4 protein-coding genes and 1 pseudogene are annotated in these 21,060 nt (G+C 67.7%); all 5 read left to right on the top strand.

Annotation, left to right across the window (positions count from 1 at the left end; all coding sequences use genetic code 11):
- The first annotated feature begins 3 nt into the window (after window positions 1–3).
- The 5 genes and pseudogenes from AC07EG_RS05590 to AC07EG_RS05570 all read left to right on the top strand — a co-directional run bounded on the left by AC07EG_RS05590 (window position 4) and on the right by AC07EG_RS05570 (window position 21,050).
- On the top strand, window positions 4–10,773 hold the full coding sequence (locus tag AC07EG_RS05590) for a type I polyketide synthase (RefSeq protein WP_478251825.1): 10,770 nt from the start codon (window positions 4–6) through the stop codon (window positions 10,771–10,773).
- A gap of 91 nt (window positions 10,774–10,864) precedes the next feature.
- The gene (locus AC07EG_RS05585) at window positions 10,865–11,944 is read left to right on the top strand and encodes a nucleotide disphospho-sugar-binding domain-containing protein (protein ID WP_478251824.1); all 1,080 of its coding nucleotides are present in this window, start codon (window positions 10,865–10,867) and stop codon (window positions 11,942–11,944) included.
- 96 nt (window positions 11,945–12,040) lie between these two features.
- Window positions 12,041–18,274, top strand: a pseudogene (locus AC07EG_RS05580) (type I polyketide synthase); the annotation flags it as partial.
- 96 nt (window positions 18,275–18,370) lie between these two features.
- Window positions 18,371–19,990, top strand: coding sequence for a GMC oxidoreductase (locus tag AC07EG_RS05575; RefSeq protein WP_478251823.1), 1,620 nt, complete (start codon window positions 18,371–18,373; stop codon window positions 19,988–19,990).
- A gap of 46 nt (window positions 19,991–20,036) precedes the next feature.
- Window positions 20,037–21,050 (top strand): Gfo/Idh/MocA family protein, encoded by a 1,014-nt coding sequence (locus tag AC07EG_RS05570; RefSeq protein WP_478251822.1) that lies wholly within the window; start codon window positions 20,037–20,039, stop codon window positions 21,048–21,050.
- Window positions 21,051–21,060 lie beyond the last annotated feature (10 nt).

Genomic DNA, 21,060 nt, shown 5'->3' with positions numbered 1-21,060 from the left:
CTCTTGCTCCGTTACCAACCGGGAGGTGTTCTGATGGCGAACGACGAAAAACTCCGAGAATACCTCAAGTTCGTGACCGCCGAACTGCAGGAGACACACGAGCGGCTGCGCGACGTCGAGGAGAAGTCGAGGGAACCGATCGCCATCGTGGCGATGAGCTGCCGGTACCCGGGCGGTGTCAGCTCGCCGGAACAGTTGTGGGACCTGGTCTCCGGAGAGATAGACGCAATCTCCGAATTCCCCTCGGACCGTGGCTGGGACGTGGCGAGGCTGTATCACCCCGATCCCGAAAAGCCCGGCACGAGTTATGTGCGGGCCGGTGGTTTCCTCACCGGCGCGACCGAATTCGATCCCACCTTCTTCGGCATTTCGCCGCGTGAGGCGCTGGCGATGGATCCGCAGCAGCGGCTGGTGCTGGAGACGTCGTGGGAGGTCTTCGAACGGGCCGGGATGGAACCCGAATCGCTGCGCGGCAGCGCTACCGGGGTTTTCGTCGGAAGCAGCGGTCAGGACTACATGGGTCTGCTCGCGAGCACCGCGGAAGGTGCGGAAGGCCATGTCGTAACCGGAAACGTCTCCAGCGTGCTGTCCGGCCGGGTGTCCTATGTCTTTGGTTTCGAGGGACCTGCGGTGACGGTGGATACGGCGTGTTCGTCGTCGTTGGTGGCGTTGCACCTGGCGGCGCAGTCGTTGCGGTCGGGGGAGTGTTCGCTGGCACTCGCCGGTGGGGTGATGGTGATGGCGACCCCGGGGGTCTTCGTCGGATTCTCGCGGCAACGCGCGGCCTCGCTGGACGGGCGGTGCAAGTCGTTCGCGGAGTCGGCGGATGGCGCCGGGTTTTCTGAGGGTGTTGGGTTGTTGCTGTTGGAGCGGTTGTCGGATGCTCGGCGGCTGGGGCATGAGGTGCTGGCGGTGGTGCGGGGTTCGGCGGTGAACCAGGATGGTGCGTCGAATGGTTTGACGGCGCCGAATGGTCCGTCGCAGCGGCGGGTGATTCGTCAGGCGTTGGCGAATGCGGGGGTGTCGGCGGATCAGGTTGATGTGGTGGAGGCGCATGGCACCGGGACGACTCTCGGGGATCCGATCGAGGCGCAGGCGTTGCTGGCGGCCTATGGGCAGGATCGGCCTGCGGATCGTCCGTTGTGGTTGGGGTCGGTGAAGTCGAACCTCGGGCACACGCAGGCTGCCGCTGGGGTCGCTGGGGTGATCAAGATGGTGCAGGCGATGCGGCATGGGGTGTTGCCCAAGAGCCTGCACATCGATGCGCCGTCGTCGCACGTGGATTGGTCGGCGGGGGCGGTGGAGTTGCTCACCGAAGCGAGGCCGTGGCCGCAGGTGTCACGTCCGCTTCGGGCTGGGGTGTCCTCGTTCGGGATCAGTGGCACGAATGCACACGTGATCTTGGAGCAAGCGCCCCAGCTGGAGCAATCGCCTGCCGACGAGGCGCCGGGTCGTCCGCTGGGTGTGGTGCCGTGGGTGCTGTCGGCCAGGACGCCGGATGCGTTGCGGGCGCAGGCTGGGTTTCTGGCTGCGCGGGTGCGGGGCGATGCGGGTGTGTCGCCGGTGGATGTGGCGTATTCGCTGGCGACGACCCGGACGGCGTTTGAGCACCGTGCGGTGGTGGTGGCCGGTGATCGGGAGGGGTTGCTGCGGGGTGTGGATGCGGTTGCGGGGGGTGAGTGGCCGGTAGCGGCGGCTGCCGGTTCTGGTGGTGTGGTGTTCGTGTTCCCGGGTCAAGGGTCGCAGTGGGCCGGGATGGCGGCGGGTTTGCTGGAGTCGAGTCCGGTGTTCGCGGAGCGGTTGGGTGAGTGTGCTGCGGCGTTGTCTTCGTTTGTGGAGTGGTCGTTGCTGGATGTGGTTCGTGGTGTTGCGGGTGCGCCGTCGTTGGATCGGGTGGATGTGGTGCAGCCGGTGTTGTGGGCGGTGATGGTGTCGCTGGCCGAGGTGTGGCGTGCGCATGGGGTGGTGCCCGCGGCGGTGGTCGGCCACTCGCAGGGTGAGATCGCCGCGGCGTGTGTGGCTGATGGGTTGTCGCTGGAGGATGGTGCGCGGGTGGTGGCGCTGCGTAGTCAGGCGTTGACTGTTCTGGCTGGTCGTGGCGGCATGGTGTCGGTCGCGGAGCCGGTGGAGCGGGTGCGTGAGCGGATTGCTGAGTGGGGCGAGCGAGTCTCGGTGGCGGCGGTGAACGGCCCGGTTTCGGTGGTGGTGTCGGGTGACCCGGGTGCGTTGGATGAGTTGATCACTGTGTGTGAGGCGGGGGGTGTGCGGGCTCGTCGGGTTCCGGTGGATTATGCCTCGCATTCGGTGCAGGTGGAGCAGATCCATGAGCAGCTGCGGGAAGTCCTGGCTCCGGTGTCGCCGGTGTCGGCTTCGGTCCCGATGTATTCGACGGTGACCGGTGCGCTGATCGATACCGCGGGCCTGGGTGCGGAGTACTGGTTCCGCAACCTGCGGCAGACGGTGGAGTTGGAGCAGGTGACTCGCACGCTGCTCGCTGATGGGCGCCGGGTGTTCGTGGAGGTCAGCCCGCATCCGGTGTTGGTCACCGGGTTGCAAGAAACCGTTGAGGACGCCGGGATCACGGCGGCGGCCGTGGGCACGTTGCGTCGTGACGATGGCGGGTTGGACCGGTTCGTGACCTCGCTGGGTGAGGCTCATGCTCACGGCGCCGCGGTGGATTGGGAGACGTTCTTCGCGGGGACCGGTGCCCGCCGCGTGGACCTGCCGACCTATCCGTTCCAGCGGCGACGGTATTGGCTGGAGGCGGGCGCTGCCGCTGGTGACGTGCGTGGTTTTGGTTTGGGTGCGACTGAGCACCCGTTGTTGGGTGCGGTTGTTGGGTTGCCTGCTTCTGGTGGGGTGTTGTTCACGGGCAGGTTGTCGATCGAATCGCAGCCGTGGCTGGCTGATCACGCGGTGTTGGGTTCTGTGTTGTTCCCGGGGACGGGGTTTGTTGAGCTCGCGTTGCAGGCTGGTGCGCAGCTTGGGTGCGATGTGGTGGAGGAGCTGGTGCTCGAAGCTCCGCTGGTGTTGTCGGAGCGGGGTGGTGTGCAGGTTCAGGTCGTGGTCGGTGACGCCGACGATTCGGGTAGCCGGTCGGTGAGTGTCTACACGCGACCGGAGGATGGTGACGAGGATGCACCCGCGCGGTCGTGGACTCGGCATGCCACCGGGGTGCTGGGTACGGGGGCCGAGGCACCGTCGTTCGACTTCACTGCCTGGCCGCCGGTGGCAGCCGAGCCGGTGCCGCTGGACATCGATGACTTCTACGAGCGATTGGCCGGCTTCGGGCTGGACTACGGCCCGGCTTTCCAAGGTCTGGTCAGCGTCTGGCGCCGCGGGAGCGAGGTCTTCGCCGAAGTCGCGCTGGGGGAGGAGATGACCGGCGAGGCAGACTCGTTCGGCATCCATCCAGCGCTGCTGGACACGGCACTGCACGCGATCGGCCTTCCCGCCGATCGGCAGGAGGGTGGGACGCGGTTGCCGTTCGCGTGGACGGGCGTGAGGTTGTTCGCTTCGGGTGCGTCGGTGTTGCGGGTGCGGATTACGCGTATGGGTTCGGACGGTGTGTCGGTGGAGCTTGCTGATGGCGAGGGTCTGCCGGTGGGGGTGGTCGGGTCGCTGGTGACGCGTCCGGTTTCGGCTGAGCAGTTGCGGGTTCGGGATGCGCACGACTCGTTGTTCCGGCTGGCGTGGTCTGAGGTGTCAGGGGTTGGGCGTGGTGGGGTGCCGGTGCGGTGGGGTGTGCTGGGTGATCAGTTCGGGGCGTTGTCTGGTGTGGGTGGTGTGGACCTTGTTCGTCGTGGTGACTTGGCCGCGTTGGCCGAGGACGAGGTGCCGGGGGTGGTGTTGGTTGAGATCGCCCCTGCCGACCTGTTCAGTGGTGAGTTGACTGACGCGACCCACACGACCACCGGAGATGTGCTGGAGCTGGTGCAGTCGTGGCTTGCGGATGAGCGTTTTGGGGTTTCGCGGTTGGTGGTGGTGACGCGGGGTGCGGTGGATGGGGAGCTGGTGGGGGCTGCGGTGTGGGGGTTGGTGCGGTCGGCGCAGTCGGAGCATCCGGGTCGGTTTGTGCTGGTGGACGTGGACGAGAGTGCGGAATCGTGGGGATTGTTGCCAGCGGCGTTGGAGTTGGATGAGCCGCAGGTGGCGATTGCCGATGGTGTGGTGCGGGTGCCGCGGTTGGAGCGGGTCCCTGCGGTGTCGGGCGATCGCGTTGGATTCGATCCGCGGGGCACGGTGCTGGTGACGGGTGGTACGGGGACGCTGGGTGGGCTGGTGGCGCGGCACCTGGTGGTGGAGCACGGGGTGCGGCAGCTGGTGTTGACCAGTCGCCGGGGGATGGCAGCGCCGGGGGCGGGGGAACTGGTGGCCGGGCTCGTTGAGTTGGGCGCTGAGGTGTCGGTCGCTGCCTGTGATGTGGCTGATCGGGAGGCGCTGGCCAGTCTGCTGAAGCGGATTCCGGTGGAGCATCCGTTGACCGGTGTGGTGCACGCGGCAGGGGTGCTGGATGACGGTGTCATCGAGTCGTTCACGCCCGAGCGGCTGGACACGGTGCTGCGACCGAAGGTGGATGCGGCGCTGAACCTGGACGAATTGACCAGGGGTTTGAAGCTCGACGCGTTCATCATGTTCTCTTCGATGGCCGGGCTGCTCGGTGGTCCTGGCCAGGGCAACTACGCGGCGGCGAACTCGTTCCTGGATGCGCTGGCGTTGCGCCGCCTGGCGCAGGGGCTTCCCGGTGTCTCCCTGGCATGGGGATTGTGGGAGCAGGCCAGTGAGCTGACCGGCGATGTGGATACCGACCGGATAGCCGCCCACGGTGTGGCGCCGTTGACCACCGAGGAAGCCCTAGCCCTGTTCGACACGGCCTTGACCACGCAGGAGGGGGTCCTGGTCCCGGCCCGGGTCGATACGGCCGCGTTGCGGTCCAATACCCGGCTTCCGGCCTTGTTGCGTGGTCTGGTGGGTGGGTCGGTACGGCGTGCGAGAAGGGCGGGGTCGTTGCGGCAACGCCTGGCCGGCGTCGGCGAGGCCGAACGGGAACGGACGTTGCTCGAAGTGGTCCGTACCCAGGTGGCGGGCGTGTTGGGCTTCACCGACCCGAACACCATCGAGGGGGACCGGGCGTTCACCGATCTGGGATTCGACTCCCTGACCGCGCTGGAACTGCGCAACCGCCTCAACACCGTTACCGGGCTCCAACTCCCCGCGACCCTCATCTTCGACTACCCCACCCCCAGCACGCTCGCCCACCACCTCCACCTCCAGCTCGTCGGCACCAACACCCAACCGGCCACAGCAAGCCCGACCACGCTGGCACGACCCGACGAACCCATCGCCATCGTGGGCATGGCCTGCCGGTTCCCCGGCGGCGTGCGATCGCCCGAGGACTTGTGGAAGCTGGTTGCAGGCGGGGTCGATGCGGTTTCCGCGCTCCCCGAAGACCGGAACTGGGACGTGGAAGGGCTGTACGACTTCGCGTCCGCGCCGGGCTACGAGGGAGTGAGCAGGGCCCGCGAAGGCGGTTTCCTGTATGACGCGGCGGACTTCGATGCTGACTTTTTCGCCATTTCGCCGCGTGAGGCGTTGGCGATGGATCCGCAGCAGCGGTTGTTGCTGGAGACCGCGTGGGAGGTTCTTGAGCGTGCGGGTATTGATCCGCATTCGTTGCGGGGCAGTGCGACCGGTGTTTTCGCGGGCGTGATGTATCACGACTACGGCATGCGTTCGAGTGTGGTGCCGGAGGGTGTCGAGGCGTATCTCGGGAATGGGAACGCCGGGAGTGTGGCGTCGGGCCGGGTGTCGTATGTGTTCGGTTTCGAGGGTCCTGCGGTGACGGTGGATACGGCGTGTTCGTCGTCGTTGGTGGCGTTGCACCTCGCGACGCAGTCGTTGCGGTCCGGTGAAAGTTCGCTGGCACTCGCCGGTGGCGTGACGGTGATGTCCAACCCCGGTATCTTCTCCGAGTTCTCCCGGCAGCGCGGTCTGTCGACGGACGGCCGGTGCAGACCGTTCGCGTCGGCGGCGGACGGCACCGGCTGGGGCGAAGGCGTGGGGCTCTTGCTGTTGGAACGGTTGTCGGATGCTCGGCGCAATGGCCACCGGGTGTTGGCGGTGGTGCGGGGCAGCGCGGTGAACCAGGATGGTGCGTCGAATGGGTTGACGGCGCCGAATGGTCCGTCGCAGCAGCGGGTGATTCGTCAGGCGTTGGCCAACGCCGGGGTGTCGGCCGGGCAGGTCGATGCGGTGGAGGCGCACGGGACGGGCACGACTCTCGGGGACCCGATCGAGGCCCAGGCGTTGCTGGCCACCTACGGGCAGGATCGGCCGAGCGATCGCCCACTCTGGATCGGGTCGATCAAGTCCAACATGGGGCACACCCAGGCGGCTGCCGGGGTGGCAGGTGTGATCAAGATGGTGCAGGCGCTGCGCCACGGGATGTTGCCCAAGAGCCTGCACATCGATGCGCCCTCCCCGCATGTGGACTGGTCCACCGGTGCGGTGGAACTGCTGACCGAATCGACGCCGTGGCCGGACGTGGAACGGCCTCTCCGCGCGGGCGTGTCGTCTTTTGGCGCGAGTGGCACCAATGCGCATGTGATCTTGGAGCAGGTGCCCGAGCTGGAGCAATCGCCTGCCGACGAGGCGCCGGGTCGTTCGCTGGGTGTGGTGCCGTGGGTGCTGTCGGCCAAGAACGAGGCAGCGCTGCGTGAGCAGGCTGGGCGGTTGGCCGCGCGGGTGCGGGGTGATGAGGACGTGTCGCCGGTGGATGTGGCGTACTCGCTGGCGACGACCCGGACAGCGCTGGAGCACCGCGCGGTGGTGGTGGCCGGTGATCGAGACGGGCTGTCGCGTGGCCTGGAGGCGGTTGCCGCGGGTGAGCTACCCCCTGGGGTGGTACAGGGGTCTGCTCAGGGGGCTGGAGACGTGGTGTTCGTGTTCCCGGGTCAGGGCTCTCAGTGGGCCGGGATGGCGGCGGGTTTGCTGGAGTCGAGTCCGGTGTTCGCGGAGCGGTTGGGTGAGTGTGCCGCGGCGTTGTCCGCCTTTGTGGACTGGTCCCTGCTGGATGTCGTGCGTGGGGTTGCGGGTGCGCCGTCGTTGGAGCGGGTGGATGTGGTGCAGCCGGTGTTGTGGGCGGTGATGGTGTCGTTGGCCGAGGTGTGGCGTGCTCATGGGGTGGTGCCTTCGGCGGTGGTGGGGCATTCGCAGGGTGAGATCGCCGCGGCGTGTGTGGCTGGTGGGTTGTCGCTGGAGGATGGGGCCCGGATTTCCGCGTTGCGCAGTCGAGCCCTGTTGGCGTTGGCGGGTCACGGTGAGATGTTGTCGATCGTGGCGTCGGCCGAGTGGGTGCGGGAGCAGATCGAGCCGTTCGGCGGACGAATTTCGGTGGCGGCGGTCAATGGCCCGAAGTCGGTGGTGGTCACCGGTGATCCGGACTCCTTGCGGGAGTTCGAGCGCACGTTGCGCAAGGCCGGGGTGATGCGGTGGACGGTTCCCGGGGTGGACTTCTCGGCGCACTCACCGCATGTGGACGACGTCCACGACGTCGTGTCGCAGGCGCTGGCGCCGATCACCCCGATGTCTGGTGGTGTTCCGTTCTACTCCGCGGTGACCGGTGCGCTGATCGATACCGCGGGCCTGGGTGCGGAGTACTGGTTCCGCAACGTGCGGCAGACGGTGGAGTTCGAGCAGGCCACCCGTGCGCTGCTCGCCGATGGGTATCGGGTGTTCGTGGAGGTCAGCCCGCATCCGGTGCTGGCCACCGGGTTGCAGGAGACCATTGAGGACGCTGATGTTCCTGCTGCGGCGGTCGGGACGTTGCGTCGTGACGATGGTGGGTTGGATCGGTTCCTGCTTTCGTTGGGTGAGGCCCACGTTCGGGGTGCCGCCGTGGATTGGGAGAGGTTCTTCGCCGGGGCGGGTGCTCGCCGGGTGGATCTGCCTACCTATGCCTTCCAGCGCCATCGCTACTGGCTGGATGCGGTGGCTCCGGCTGGTGATGCGCGGGGTCTTGGCTTGACCGCGACCGAGCACCCGTTGCTGGGTGCCGCCGTCGGCCTGCCCGACTCCGGTGGCGTGTTGTTCACGGGCAGGTTGTCGATCGAGTCGCAGCCCTGGCTGGTTGACCACGCGGTGTTCGGGTCGGTGTTGTTCCCGGGGGCGGGATTCGTCGAGCTGGCGTTGCAGGCTGGCCGTCAGCTTGGCTGGGACGTCCTCGGCGAGCTCGTCGTGGAGGCCCCACTGGTCCTGCCGGAGGGAGGCGGAGTCCAGATCCAGGTCGTGGTCGCCGAGGCCGACGACTCCGGTGACCGGGCGCTGAACATCTATTCCCGGCCGGACGGCGTGGGCGAACTGGCGGAAGCCTGGGTCCGGTGCGCCACCGGAGTGTTGTCCGTCGCGACCAGGGAGCCGTCGTCGGACCTGAACACGTGGCCGCCGGCGGATGCCGAGGTGGTGCCGGTAGATGCGGTGTACGACCGGATGTCCGCGCTGGGGCTCTACTACGGGCCGGCGTTCCAGGGACTGGCCGCGGTGTGGCAGCGGGACGACGAGATCTGGGCCGAGGTGAGGCTTCCGGAGGGAGTGGAACCGGGCTCGTTCGGGATTCACCCGGCACTGCTGGACGCCGCGTTGCACGGGATCGTCGTCGGAAATGGGGGCACGGATGCCGAGACCGCGGACCAGGCACGATTGCCTTTTTCCTGGTCAGGGGTGTCGCTGAGCGCGACCGGGGCTTCCGTGCTGCGGGCCCGCCTGTCGTCGAACGGGTCGGGCAGCGTGAGGCTGGCGCTCACCGATGGTGATGGTGCGCCGGTTGCGGTTGTGGAGTCGCTGGTGACGCGTCCGGTGTCGGCCGAGCAGTTGCGGGCTGCGGGTCCTGGGAGTGATCACTCGTTGTTCCGGCTGGTGTGGGCCGAGGTGCCGGGTGCTGGGCGTGGTGGGGTGCCGGTGCGGTGGGGTGTGCTGGGTGACCAGCTGGCGGCGTTGTCCGGTGTGGACCTCGTCCGTCGTGGTGACTTGGCCGCGTTGGCCGAGGACGAGGTGCCGGGGGTGGTGTTGGTTGAGTGTGGGTCGGCTGGGCTTGGTGAGGGTGCGTCGGCTGGGGTGAGTGGTGGTGTGGTGCGTGGTGTGCTGGCTTGGGTGTTGGGGCTGGTGCAGTCGTGGGTTGCGGATGAGCGGTTCGGAAGTTCGCGGTTGGTGGTGGTGACGCGGGGTGCGGCGGGTGGGGACCCGGCGGGTGGTGGGGATCCGGTGGGGGCTGCGGTGTGGGGGTTGGTGCGGTCGGCGCAGTCGGAGCATCCGGGTCGGTTTGTGCTGGTGGATGTGGATGACAGCGCGGAATCGTGGGGATTGTTGCCAGCGGCTCTGGAGTTGGATGAGCCGCAGGTGGCGTTGCGGGACGGTGTGGTCCGGGTGCCGCGGTTGGAGCGGGTCCCTGCGGTGTCGGGCGATCGCGTTGAATTCGATCCGCGGGGCACGGTGTTGATCACGGGCGGTACCGGGACGCTGGGCGGCCTGGTGGCGCGGCACCTGGTGGTCGACCACGGGGTGCGGCAGCTGGTGTTGACCAGTCGCCGGGGGATGGCAGCGCCGGGGGCGGGGGAGCTGCTGACCGAGCTGACGAGGCTGGGCGCTGAGGTGTCGGTCGCTGCCTGTGATGTGGCTGATCGGGAGGCGCTGGCCAGTCTGCTGGCGGGGATACCGGTGGAGCATCCGTTGACCGGTGTGGTGCACGCGGCGGGGGTGCTCGATGACGGGGTGGTGGAGTCGCTGACTCCGGAACGGCTGGACACGGTGCTGCGGCCGAAGGTGGACGCGGCGCTGAACTTGCACGAGCTCACCCGTGAGCACGATTTGAGCGCGTTCGTCCTGTTCTCTTCGATGGCCGGGCTGCTCGGTGGTCCTGGCCAGGGCAACTACGCGGCGGCGAACTCGTTCCTGGATGCGCTGGCGTTGCACCGCCGGGCGCAGGGGCTTCCCGCTGTCTCCCTGGCATGGGGACGGTGGGAGCAGGCCAGTGAACTGACCGGCGGCCTGGCCGCGACCGACGTGGGACGGATGCACCGCGCCGGAGTGGACGGGCTGTCCACGAAGGACGGTCTGACGTTGCTCGACACGGCACTCGGAGTCGACGAAGGGGTGCTGGCGGCGGCTCGGATCGACCTGCGCGCACTGCGGTCCGGTGAGCTCCCGGCCTTGTTCCGCGGCCTGGTGCACACCCGCCCCCGGAGCGCGGCCAAGGCCGGCGGCGATTCGGCCGACGCCCTGCGGCAGCGGTTGGCCGGTGTGGGTGGTGTCGAGCGCGAGCGGATGCTGGTGGAGTTGGTGCGCAAGCACGTCGCAGGCGTGCTCGGCTTCACAACCCCGGAAACCGTGCAGCCAACCCGCGCGTTCAGCGATTTCGGCTTCGACTCGTTGACCGCGCTGGAACTGCGGAACCGGTTGAACACGGCCACCGGGCTGCGGCTTCCGACCACGCTCGTTTTCGACTACCCCAACCCGACCGCGCTCGCCAAGCACCTGCGTACCGAATTCGACGAGGGCGAAGCGGCCGGTCAGGACCCCGGCCTGGTCGAGCTCGACCGGCTGGAAGCCGCGCTGGCCGGGGCCACCCCCGGCGAGACCGTTACCCAGCGGCTCGAAGCGCTGCTGGCCAGGTGGAGAAAAGCCCAGGGTCGTGGGCGGACCACCGTCGACGAGGAGATCGAGCAGGCGAGTGATCAGGAGATCTTCGATCTCATCAACAAGGAACTGGACCTGTCCTGAGTGGCCTGGTTGACCGAGCTTTCGTAGGAAGGGCTTCACCATGCGCGTTCTGTTCGTGACCTCCCCCGGTGTCGGGCACACCTTCCCCACCGTGCCGACCGCGTGGGCGTGCCGGCTGGCCGGGCACGACGTGCTCCTTGCCACCGGCCACTACCGCGGCTACGACGAAACCCCGGCGAAAGCGGGCCTCCAGGTCGTCGACGCCGCCCCGGACGTCGACTTCACCGGTGTGTTCAGCAAGGTCTTGCGGGATTCCGCCGACCTGGTTCCCCATCTGCACGAGCCGTCCGTCGCCACCGAAATCTCGATCCGGCTGTTCGCGGAGTGCAGCAGGAACCTGCTGTTCGGCACCATGAAGCTCGCCGAGCGGTGGCGCCCCGACCTGGTCGTGCACACACCGATGGATGGCGCGGGTCCGCTGGTCGCCGGGAAACTGGGTATTCCTTCGGTGATGCACGGCATCAACTTCGGTATCCCGATCGACATGAGCCGGTCGATGTACGAGCGGATGACGCAGGACTACGAGCGTTTCGGCGTCGTTCCCGGGGCACCGACCGCCTCGATCGACGTGGCACCGCCGAGCATGCGCTCCAGCTATTCGCACGGGTGGCCGATGCGCTTCCAACCGTACAACGGCGGCGCGCTGATGCCGGAGTGGCTCTACACCCCGCCGAGCAAGCCGCGCATCACGGTCACCCTCGGCTCGGTCATCCCGCAGATGCTCGGCAGCGGCGCGCTTCGGCAGTTCGTCGCGGGCGCCGGGGAGATCGACGCCGAGTTCGTCCTGACGATCGGCAGCGCCAACCCGAGCGAGCTGCGAGGGCTGCCCAAGAACATCCGCCTGGTCAAGTGGGTGCCGCTGAACGCACTGCTGGCCACCTCGGACGCGGTGATCCACCACGGTGGTGCGGGCACCGCCCTGACGGTGATCGACGCGGGCCTGCCGCAGATCGTGCTGCCGCAAGCCGACGACCAGTTCCTCAACGCCGGCGCGATCAACAAGCGCGGCCTCGGCCTGGTGGTGCGGCCTGGCGAGCTGGATGCCGGCCAGGTGCAGAAGCTGTTGGCCGATACCGCGATGCGGGCCGAAGCCAGGAACGTCGCGGCGGAAGTGAAAGCGTTGCCGGGTGCCATCGAAGTGGTTCCGAAAATGGTCGAACTGGCCGGGTAGCTCGCCACGCCAGCGGTACCGCGAACAACTGCACACCTTGACCACGACTTCGACGGGATGATGGGGATGGCGGACGAGGAGAAACTCCGGGAGTACCTGAAACTGGTGACTACCGAACTCCGGCAGACGCGGAAGCGGCTTCAGCAGGCCGAGGAGCCGGAACCGATCGCGATCGTGGGTATGGCGTGCCGGTTTCCCGGCGGCGTGAGTTCCCCGGAGGAGTTGTGGGACCTGGTTTCCTCGAAGAAGGACGCGATTTCCGGATTTCCGGCGGATCGCGGCTGGGATGTTGAGCGCTTGTACCATCCGGATCAGGAAAATGCCGGTACCAGCTACGTCAACGAAGGTGGTTTCGTCTATGACGTGGCGGAGTTCGATCCGGGGTTCTTCGGGATTTCGCCGCGTGAGGCGCTGGCGATGGATCCGCAGCAGCGGTTGTTGCTGGAGACCGCGTGGGAGGCGTTCGAGCGCGCCGGGATTGATCCGCATTCGTTGCGCGGCAGTGCGACCGGTGTTTTCGCGGGCGTGATGTACCACGACTACGGCATGCGGTCTGGTGGGGTTCCGGAAGGCGCCGAGGCGTATCTCGGCAATGGTAGTGCCGGGAGTGTCGCGTCGGGCCGGGTGTCGTATGTGTTCGGTTTCGAGGGTCCTGCGGTGACGGTGGATACGGCGTGTTCGTCGTCGTTGGTGGCGTTGCACCTGGCGGCGCAGTCGTTGCGGTCGGGGGAGTGCTCACTGGCACTGGCCGGTGGGGTGACCGTGCTGTCCAATCCCGCGGCGTTCATCGATTTCTCCCGGCAACGCGGTTTGGCGTCGGACGGGCGGTGCAAGCCGTTCGCGGAGGCGGCGGACGGTGCCAGCTTCTCTGAGGGTGTGGGGTTGTTGTTGGTGGAGCGGTTGGCTGACGCTCGGCGCAATGGCCGCCGGGTGTTGGCGGTGGTGCGGGGGAGCGCGGTGAACCAGGATGGTGCGTCGAATGGTTTGACGGCGCCGAATGGTCCGTCGCAGCAGCGGGTGATTCGTCAGGCGTTGGCCAACGCCGGGGTGTCGGCCGATCAGGTCGATGCGGTGGAAGCGCACGGGACGGGCACGACTCTCGGGGACCCGATCGAGGCGCAGGCGCTGTTGGCGACCTACGGTCAGGGTCGGCCAAGTGATCGTCCGCTCTGGTTGGGGTCGGTCAAGTCGAATATCGGTCACACGCAGGCTGCCGCTGGTGTGGCTGGTGTGATGAAGATGGTGCAGGCGTTGCAGCACGGGTGTTTGCCCAAGAGCTTGCACATCGATGCGCCGTCGTCGCACGTGGATTGGTCGGCGGGGGCGGTGGAGTTGTTGACCGAAACGAGGTCCTGGCCGGAGGTGGAGCGGCCCCGGCGGGCTGGGGTGTCCTCGTTCGGCATCAGCGGCACCAACGCGCACGTCATCCTGGAGCAGGCGTCCGAGCTGGAGCACTCGCCCAACGACGAGGCGCCGGGTCGTTCGCTGGGTGTGGTGCCGTGGGCGTTGTCGGCCAAGAGTGAGGCGGCGGTCCGGGATCAAGCTCGTGCGTTGGCTGCACGGGTCCGGGGCGATGAGGACGTGTCGCCGGTGGATGTGGCGTACTCGTTGGTGACGACTCGGGCTGCGTTGGAGCATCGTGCGGTGGTGGTGGCTGGTGATCGGGAGGGGTTGCTGCGGGGTGTGGATGCGGTTGCGGGGGGTGAGTGGCCGGTAGCGGCGGCTGCCGGTTCTGGTGGTGTGGTGTTCGTCTTCCCGGGTCAGGGGTCGCAGTGGGTGGGGATGGCGGCGCAGTTGCTGGAATCGAGTCCGGTGTTCGCGGAGCGGCTGGGCGAGTGTGCTGCGGCGTTGTCCGCCTTTGTGGAGTGGTCGTTGCTGGATGTGGTTCGTGGGGTTGCGGGTGCGCCGTCTCTGGATCGGGTGGATGTGGTGCAGCCGGTGTTGTGGGCGGTGATGGTGTCACTGGCCGAGGTGTGGCGTGCGCATGGGGTGGTGCCGGACGCGGTGGTGGGCCACTCCCAGGGTGAGATCGCCGCCGCCTGTGTGACTGGTGCGCTGTCGCTGGAGGACGGGGCCCGGATCTCGGCGCTGCGTAGTCGCGCGTTGACCGTTCTGGCTGGTCGTGGCGGCATGGTGTCGGTGGCCGAATCGGTCGGGCGGGTGCGTGGTCTGGTCGAGCCGTTTGCCGGGCGAGTGTCGGTGGCGGCGGTGAACGGTCCGGTTTCGGTGGTGGTGTCGGGTGAGCCAGCCGCTTTGGATGAGTTGATTACCGCGTGTGAGGCGGGGGGTGTGCGGGCTCGTCGGGTTCCGGTGGATTATGCCTCGCATTCGGTGCAGGTGGAGCAGATCCGTGAGGAGCTGCTGGAGGTCCTGGCGCCGATTGCCCCAACCTCGGCTTCGATTCCGATGTATTCGACTCTGACCGGTGCACCGATCGACACCGCGAGCCTGGAGGCGGACTACTGGTACCGCAATCTGCGGCACACCGTGGAGCTGGAACAGGCCACCCGCGCGCTGCTCGCTGATGGGTATCGGGTGTTCGTGGAGGTCAGTCCGCATCCGGTGCTGGCCACCGGGTTGCAGGAGACCATCGAAGACGCCGACGTCCCTGCCGCGGCCATCGGGACGTTGCGTCGTGACGATGGTGGGTTGGACCGGTTCGTGACCTCGCTGGGTGAGGCTCACGCCCACGGCGCCGCAGTGGATTGGAACACGTTCTTCGCCGGGACCGGTGCCCACCGGGTGGACCTGCCTACCTATCCGTTCCAGCGGCAGCGGTACTGGTTGGACGCGGTCGCTCCGGCTGGTGATGCGCGGGGTTTTGGCCTGACCGCGACCGAGCACCCGTTGCTGGGTGCGGCCGTCGGCCTGCCCGACTCCGGTGGCGTGTTGTTCACGGGCAGGTTGTCGATCGAGTCGCAACCCTGGCTGGCCGATCACGCCGTCATGGGTTCGGTGCTGTTTCCGGGGACGGGGTTTGTTGAGCTCGCGTTGCAGGCTGGTGCGCGGGCGGGGTGTGGTGTGGTGGAGGAGCTGGTGCTCGAAGCCCCGTTGGTGTTGTCGGAGCGGGGTGGTGTGCAGGTCCAGGTCGTGGTCGGTGCCGCCGGGGATACCGGCACCCGGTCGTTGAGCGTCTTCACGCGACCGGACGACTCCGCCGCCGAGGACGCCTTGGCACAGCCGTGGACCCGACACGCCACCGGAACCCTCACCCCGGACCTTCCCGCCTCGGTATTCGACCTCGCGACCTGGCCGCCGGTGGGTGCTGAGGCGGTGCCGGTCGATGAGGTGTATGAGCGGTTGGCCGGGGTCGGTCTCGACTACGGGCCTGCTTTCCAAGGGCTTACCGGTGTCTGGCGGCGTGGAACCGACGTGTTCACCGAGGTGAAATTGCCCGACGCTGCGGGTTCGGGGAGGTTCGGGCTACATCCGGCCCTGCTGGATACGGCATTGCACGGGATCACGGCGGGGGACTTCGTGAGCGGTGCGGATGACGCGGTCCAGGCCCGGTTGCCGTTCTCCTGGTCGGGGGTGTCGGTGTTCGCCCCGGGTGCGTCGGTGTTGCAGGCGCGGATTTCGCCCGCCGGTTCGGATGGCGTGTCGGTTGAGCTCGCTGACGGGAACGGCGTGCCGGTCGGGGTGGTCGGGTCGTTGGTCACCCGTCCGGTGTCGGCCGAGCAGCTGCGGGTGATGAGCCCTGACGACGATTCGTTGTTCCGCGTGGCCTGGATCGAATCGTCGGTGGCCGGCGTGGAGGCGGAATTCGCGCGGTGGGCGGTGGTCGGTGACACCGCTGGTGTGTTGCGGCCGTTGGCCGAACTGGACGACGTGGAGATCACCCGGTGCCGTGATGCGGCTTCGCTGGCCGAGGGCATGGAGGTGGTGGAGGCGGCGCTGGTCGGGGTCGCCCCCAGCGACCTGTTCAGCGGCGAGTTGACCAACGCGACCCACACCGCCACCGGAGATGTGCTGGAGCTGGTGCAGTCGTGGCTTGCGGATGAGCGGTTGGCGGGTTCGCGGTTGGTGGTCGTGACTCAGGGTGCGGTGGCGGCTATGGCTGGTGAGGGTGTGGGTGATCTTGCTGGGGCTGCGGTGTGGGGGTTGGTGCGGTCGGCGCAGTCGGAGCATCCGGGTCGGTTTGTGCTGGTGGATGTGGACGGGAGTGCGGAATCGTGGGCAGTGTTGCCAGCGGCGTTGGAGTTGGATGAGCCGCAGGTGGCGTTGCGGGACGGTGTGGTGCGGGTGCCGCGGATCGAGCGGGTCCCCGCGGCGCCCGGTGGTGTTCCCGGGGGTTTTGTCCCGGGTGGCACGGTGCTGGTGACGGGTGGTACGGGGACGCTGGGTGGGCTGGTGGCGCGGCACCTGGTGGTGGAACACGGGGTGCGGCAGCTGGTGTTGACCAGTCGCCGGGGAATGGCAGCGCCGGGGGCGGGGGAACTGGTGGCCGGGCTCGTTGAGTTGGGCGCTGAGGTGTCGGTGGTGGCGTGTGATGTGGCTGATCGGGAGGCGCTGGCCAGTCTGCTGGCGGGGATACCGGTGGAGCATCCGTTGACCGGTGTGGTGCACGCGGCGGGGGTGCTCGACGACGGGGTGGTGGAGTCGCTGACTCCGGAGCGGCTGGACACGGTGCTGCGGCCGAAGGCCGATGCGGCGCTGAACTTGCACGAGCTCACCCGTGAGCACGATTTGAGCGCGTTCGTCCTGTTCTCTTCGATGGCCGGGCTGCTGGGTGGTCCTGGCCAGGGCAACTACGCGGCGGCGAACTCGTTCCTGGATGCGCTGGCGTTGCGCCGCCGGGCGCAGGGTCATCCGGCGGTGTCGCTGGCGTGGGGCTTGTGGGAACAGACCAGTGAGCTGACCGAGGCGGTGGACATCGACCGGATGGCCGCTCACGGTGTGGCGCCGTTGACCACCGAGCAGGCACTGGCGCTGTTCGACGAGGCTTTGTCCGTGCGCGAGGGGCTACTGGTGCTGGCCAGGCTGGACACCAACGCGCTGCGGGTGGCCGCGCAGAACGGCGCGGCGCCCGCGATGTTCCGCAAGCCGGCCAGGAGAACCGCCCAGCAACCCACCGTCGAAGGCGCGGAATCCCTGGTCGCCCGGTTGGCCGGACTGTCCGCAGAAGACCAGCACGCGGTGCTGCTGGAGGTGGTGCGCACGCACACCGCCTCGATCCTGGGGCACAGCGGGGTGGAGGGGGTCGAACCGGGCCGGGCGTTCACCGAGCTCGGGCTGGATTCGCTGACCGCGGTGGAACTGCGCAACCGGCTCAGCTGGGCCACCGGCATTTCCCTGCCGACGAGTCTGATCTTCAACCACCCCACGCCCATCGCGCTGGCGCGGCACCTGCGACCGCAGGTGCTGGCGGGCGGCCGAGAAGCGGTGGAGGGAGGACAGGCTGCGCAGGGTACCGGCGATGGCTCGTCGGATGTGATCGCGTCGCTGTACCGCAGGGCCAACGAATTCGCCCGGTACGACGAGGGTTTCGACCTGCTACGGGCGGCCGCACGCCTGCGCCCGGTCTTCCGCGCTGGCTCAGCGGAGGCGCAGCAGCCGAGACTGGTGCGACTGTCCAGTGAAGACAGCCGGGCGAGCGTTTTCTGCTTCACCTCTCCGATGGTCGAGCAGAGTCCGTACCAGTACACCAGGTTCGCCGCCGCGTTCCGCGAGCTGCGCAACGTGTCCGTGCTGCTGTCGCCCGGCTTTGTCGGGGACGAGCGCTTGCCCGCCACTCTTGACGACGTGGTCGAGGTCCACGCGGAGGCGGTGGCGCGGTCCGCGGCGGGTGCGCCGATCGTGCTCGTCGGGCATTCGGCGGGAGGCTGGTTCGCTCAGGCCGTCGCGAGCAGGCTGGAAGGCCGCGGCACCCAGCCGGCCGCGGTCGTGATCATCGATACCATCCTGCCCCGGAGTGAAGTGGTCCCCTCGCTGCGGGCGATGTGGGCGGACGACCAGGTCGAGCGCGAACGGCGATTCGGGCAGTACGACCACGTGCAACTGACCTCGATGGCCGCATACGCCGACCTGTTCCTGGAGTGGCAAGCGGAGAAGATATCCGCGCCGACACTCTTCGTTCGCGCCTTGACGCCGCCGGTTTCCGGCGGGCCGGAGGCGGACGTGGAAGAACTGCGACCTTCATGGAAATTCGAGCACACCGCCGTCGACGTGCCCGGTGACCACTGGAACATGATGGACGAATTCGCCGGGTCCACCGCGCGGGCGGTGGAAGACTGGTTGTGCGGGGTTGTGTTGCCGGAAGGCGACGGGGATGCGCACGACTGCCCGAGGGCGGAACAGCCGGCCGGAACCCGTGGCCGACTTGAACAGTGACGCGGCCTGGATGGTGGATCATTTTTGGGATATCGTGCCGGTGATCCGGTGATGTCGCCATGCGAGGCTCAAAGAAAGCAAAAGCTGGGAGGCAGTGTGACCGATCCACGCGAGGCCGAGTCGACTCTGTGGGACGCCATCGTCATCGGAGCGGGTATGGGTGGGGGGACGATCGGCTACGAGCTCACCCGACTCGGTCGGCGCGTTCTCTACCTCGAAAAAGGCCGTTCCAGCTTTTCCTCGCCCGGAACAATTGCCGGAGTTTTCCCCGAGCAGACCTTCGACATAGCCGAGCTGACCGACGCCGAGTACCGTGAACGCCTCGCCCGCGCCGGGCGGAACACCGAGCAGGTCCTCGATACCAACAGCAAAGGAGAGCTCAAACCGTTCATCCCGTCCGTCGGATCCGGCACCGGCGGTTCCTCCGCCCTCTACGGAATGGTCACCGAGCGGTTCTTCCGGGAGGACTTCGAGCCGCGCGCCGCATTCGCCGACGTCGCTGATTCCAGCGTTCCGGAAGCCTGGCCGATCAAGTACGACGAAATGGCCCCTTGGTACCGGAAAGCCGAGCAGCTCTACCGGGTCCGGGGGGCAGCCGATCCGCTGCGCCCCGAGGACGACACCGACTCGCTCATCCAGCCGCCCCCCATGACGGCCGCCAACGCCGAGATCGCCGAGTTCCTCACCGAACGCGGCATGCACCCCTACAACCTGCACGTTGCCTGCGAGTACAAGGACAACTGCCAAGCCTGTCAGGGTTTTCTCTGCGCTTCGAAGTGCAAGAACCATTCCGGTAACATCTGCGTCGAGCCCGCCGTACGCGACCACGACGCCACGCTGCTCGACCAAACCACCGTGGTTCGGCTGGAGGCGAGCAGGACGAAGGTGACCAGTGTGGTCGCCCGGCGACATGACGAGACGTTCCACTTCAAGGGGAAGGTGGTCGTTCTCGCGGCCGGTGCGCTGTGCACGCCCGTGCTCCTGCTCAACTCGAAGTCCAAGGAGTGGCCGTACGGCCTGGCCAACGACAACGATCTCGTCGGCCGCAACCTGATGCGCCACTTCGTCGACCTCTTCCTCTTCCGCGTTCGCGCGGCACCCGTGTCCGGTCAGACCAAGGAGATCGGAGTCAGTGACTTCTACTCGGGCAACGGCCAGAAGTTCGGTGCGCTGCAGTCGCTCGGGCGGGTCTTCCCGTATGACACGTTGATGAACAGCAGCCGCCGGAGCCGGCGTATCTTCGGTCCCTTGCGCCGGCTCGCCGGGAGGTACTGGAAGCGCGAGCTGGAGGATCGTGTCATCGTCATGGCGTCGATCGCCGAGGACCTGCCCTACCACCGAAACCGCGTCCTGCCAGGCTCCGGCGGGATGCTGCTCGAGTTGCAGTACCGGGCCGCCGAAGCGGACCTGGAGCGGCACGGCAACTTCATGCGGACGATCAAGGCGGCGCTGGGGAAGTACCCCGGTTCGCGGATCTTCCCGGTTCACCTGTCGGGGGCGCAGTCCAACGGTGTCCTCGGCCACGAGTGTGGAACCTGCCGCTTCGGCGACGACCCCGAGACCAGCGTGCTCGACCCCGACAACCGCGCCTGGGGTCTGGACAACCTCTACGTGGTCGATGCCTCGATGTTTCCCTCGAGCACCGGCATGAACCCCAGCCTCACCATAGCCGCCAACGCGCTGCGGGTCGCGCAGGTGGTGCAAGGCTCGTTGTAGCCGGGATCCGATGCCCGGGTGGGCGTACAACCAGAAGGAGACGATCTTGACTGATCGGGTGCGAATCGGTGTGCTGGGGGCGGCCCGGGTCGTCAAGCAGGCGCTGACCGACCCGGCGCGGAACGTGCCGGAGATCCAGGTGGCGGCGATCGCGGCCAGGGACACCGGCCGAGCGCGTGAACACGGGGAGAAACTCGGTATCCGGAAAGTCCACGACAGCTACGAGGCGCTGCTGGCAGATCCGGACATCGATGCGGTCTACCTCCCGCTTCCCAACGCACTGCACGCGGTGTGGAGCACCAGGGCGATGGAGGCGGGCAAGCACGTTCTCTGCGAGAAGCCGATCACCAGCAACGAAGCCGAGGCTCGCCTGCTCTCCGAGGTCGCGACCAGGACGGGCCGCGTCATCGGCGAGGCGATGCACCCGCTCTACCACGGGCTCTTCGACCGGATCGCGGAAATCACCGCGGATGGCTCGATCGGTGAGGTCCGGCACGTCGAGGCGCGGGTGAGCTTCCCCGTACCCAGCAGCAAGGACATCCGCTGGCAGTACGAACTGGGTGGGGGTGCCGTCATGGATCTGGGCGTGTACGCGGTGTCGGTGCTGCGCACGCTCGCCGGCATGGAACCGGTGGAGGTGACCAGGGCCAGGGCGAAGACCCGGGTGCCCGAGGTGGACCGGTGGATGGATGCCCGCCTGCGCTTCCCCAACGGCGCGACGGGTCGGATCCGGACCGTGATGTGGGGCTGGCCGATTCTCGCGATCAAGGGGCGAGTCGAGGGAGCCGCGGGCACGTTGACGGTGGTCAACCCGATCGCGCCGCAGGGATTCAACAAGCTCGTGCTGCAGGCGCGTGGGAAGAAGACCACCGAGAGGGTGGCGAAGCAGCCGGACACCTACACGTGCCAACTCAAGGCGTTCGCCGGCGCGGTGCTGCGCGGTGAGTCCCTGCGGACCGGGCCCGAGCACTTCATCCCCACCATGGGGGTGATCGACGCGATCTACCGCCGAGCCGGTCTGTCGCTACGTGGAACACCCCAGACCGCCCGCCAAGAATGAAGCAGTTGTC

The sequence above is a fragment of the Amycolatopsis sp. NPDC045836 genome, from assembly GCF_056431745.1.
Note: the sequence above shows the minus strand (reverse complement) of the source record. Positions and strands in the feature narration are given on the sequence as shown.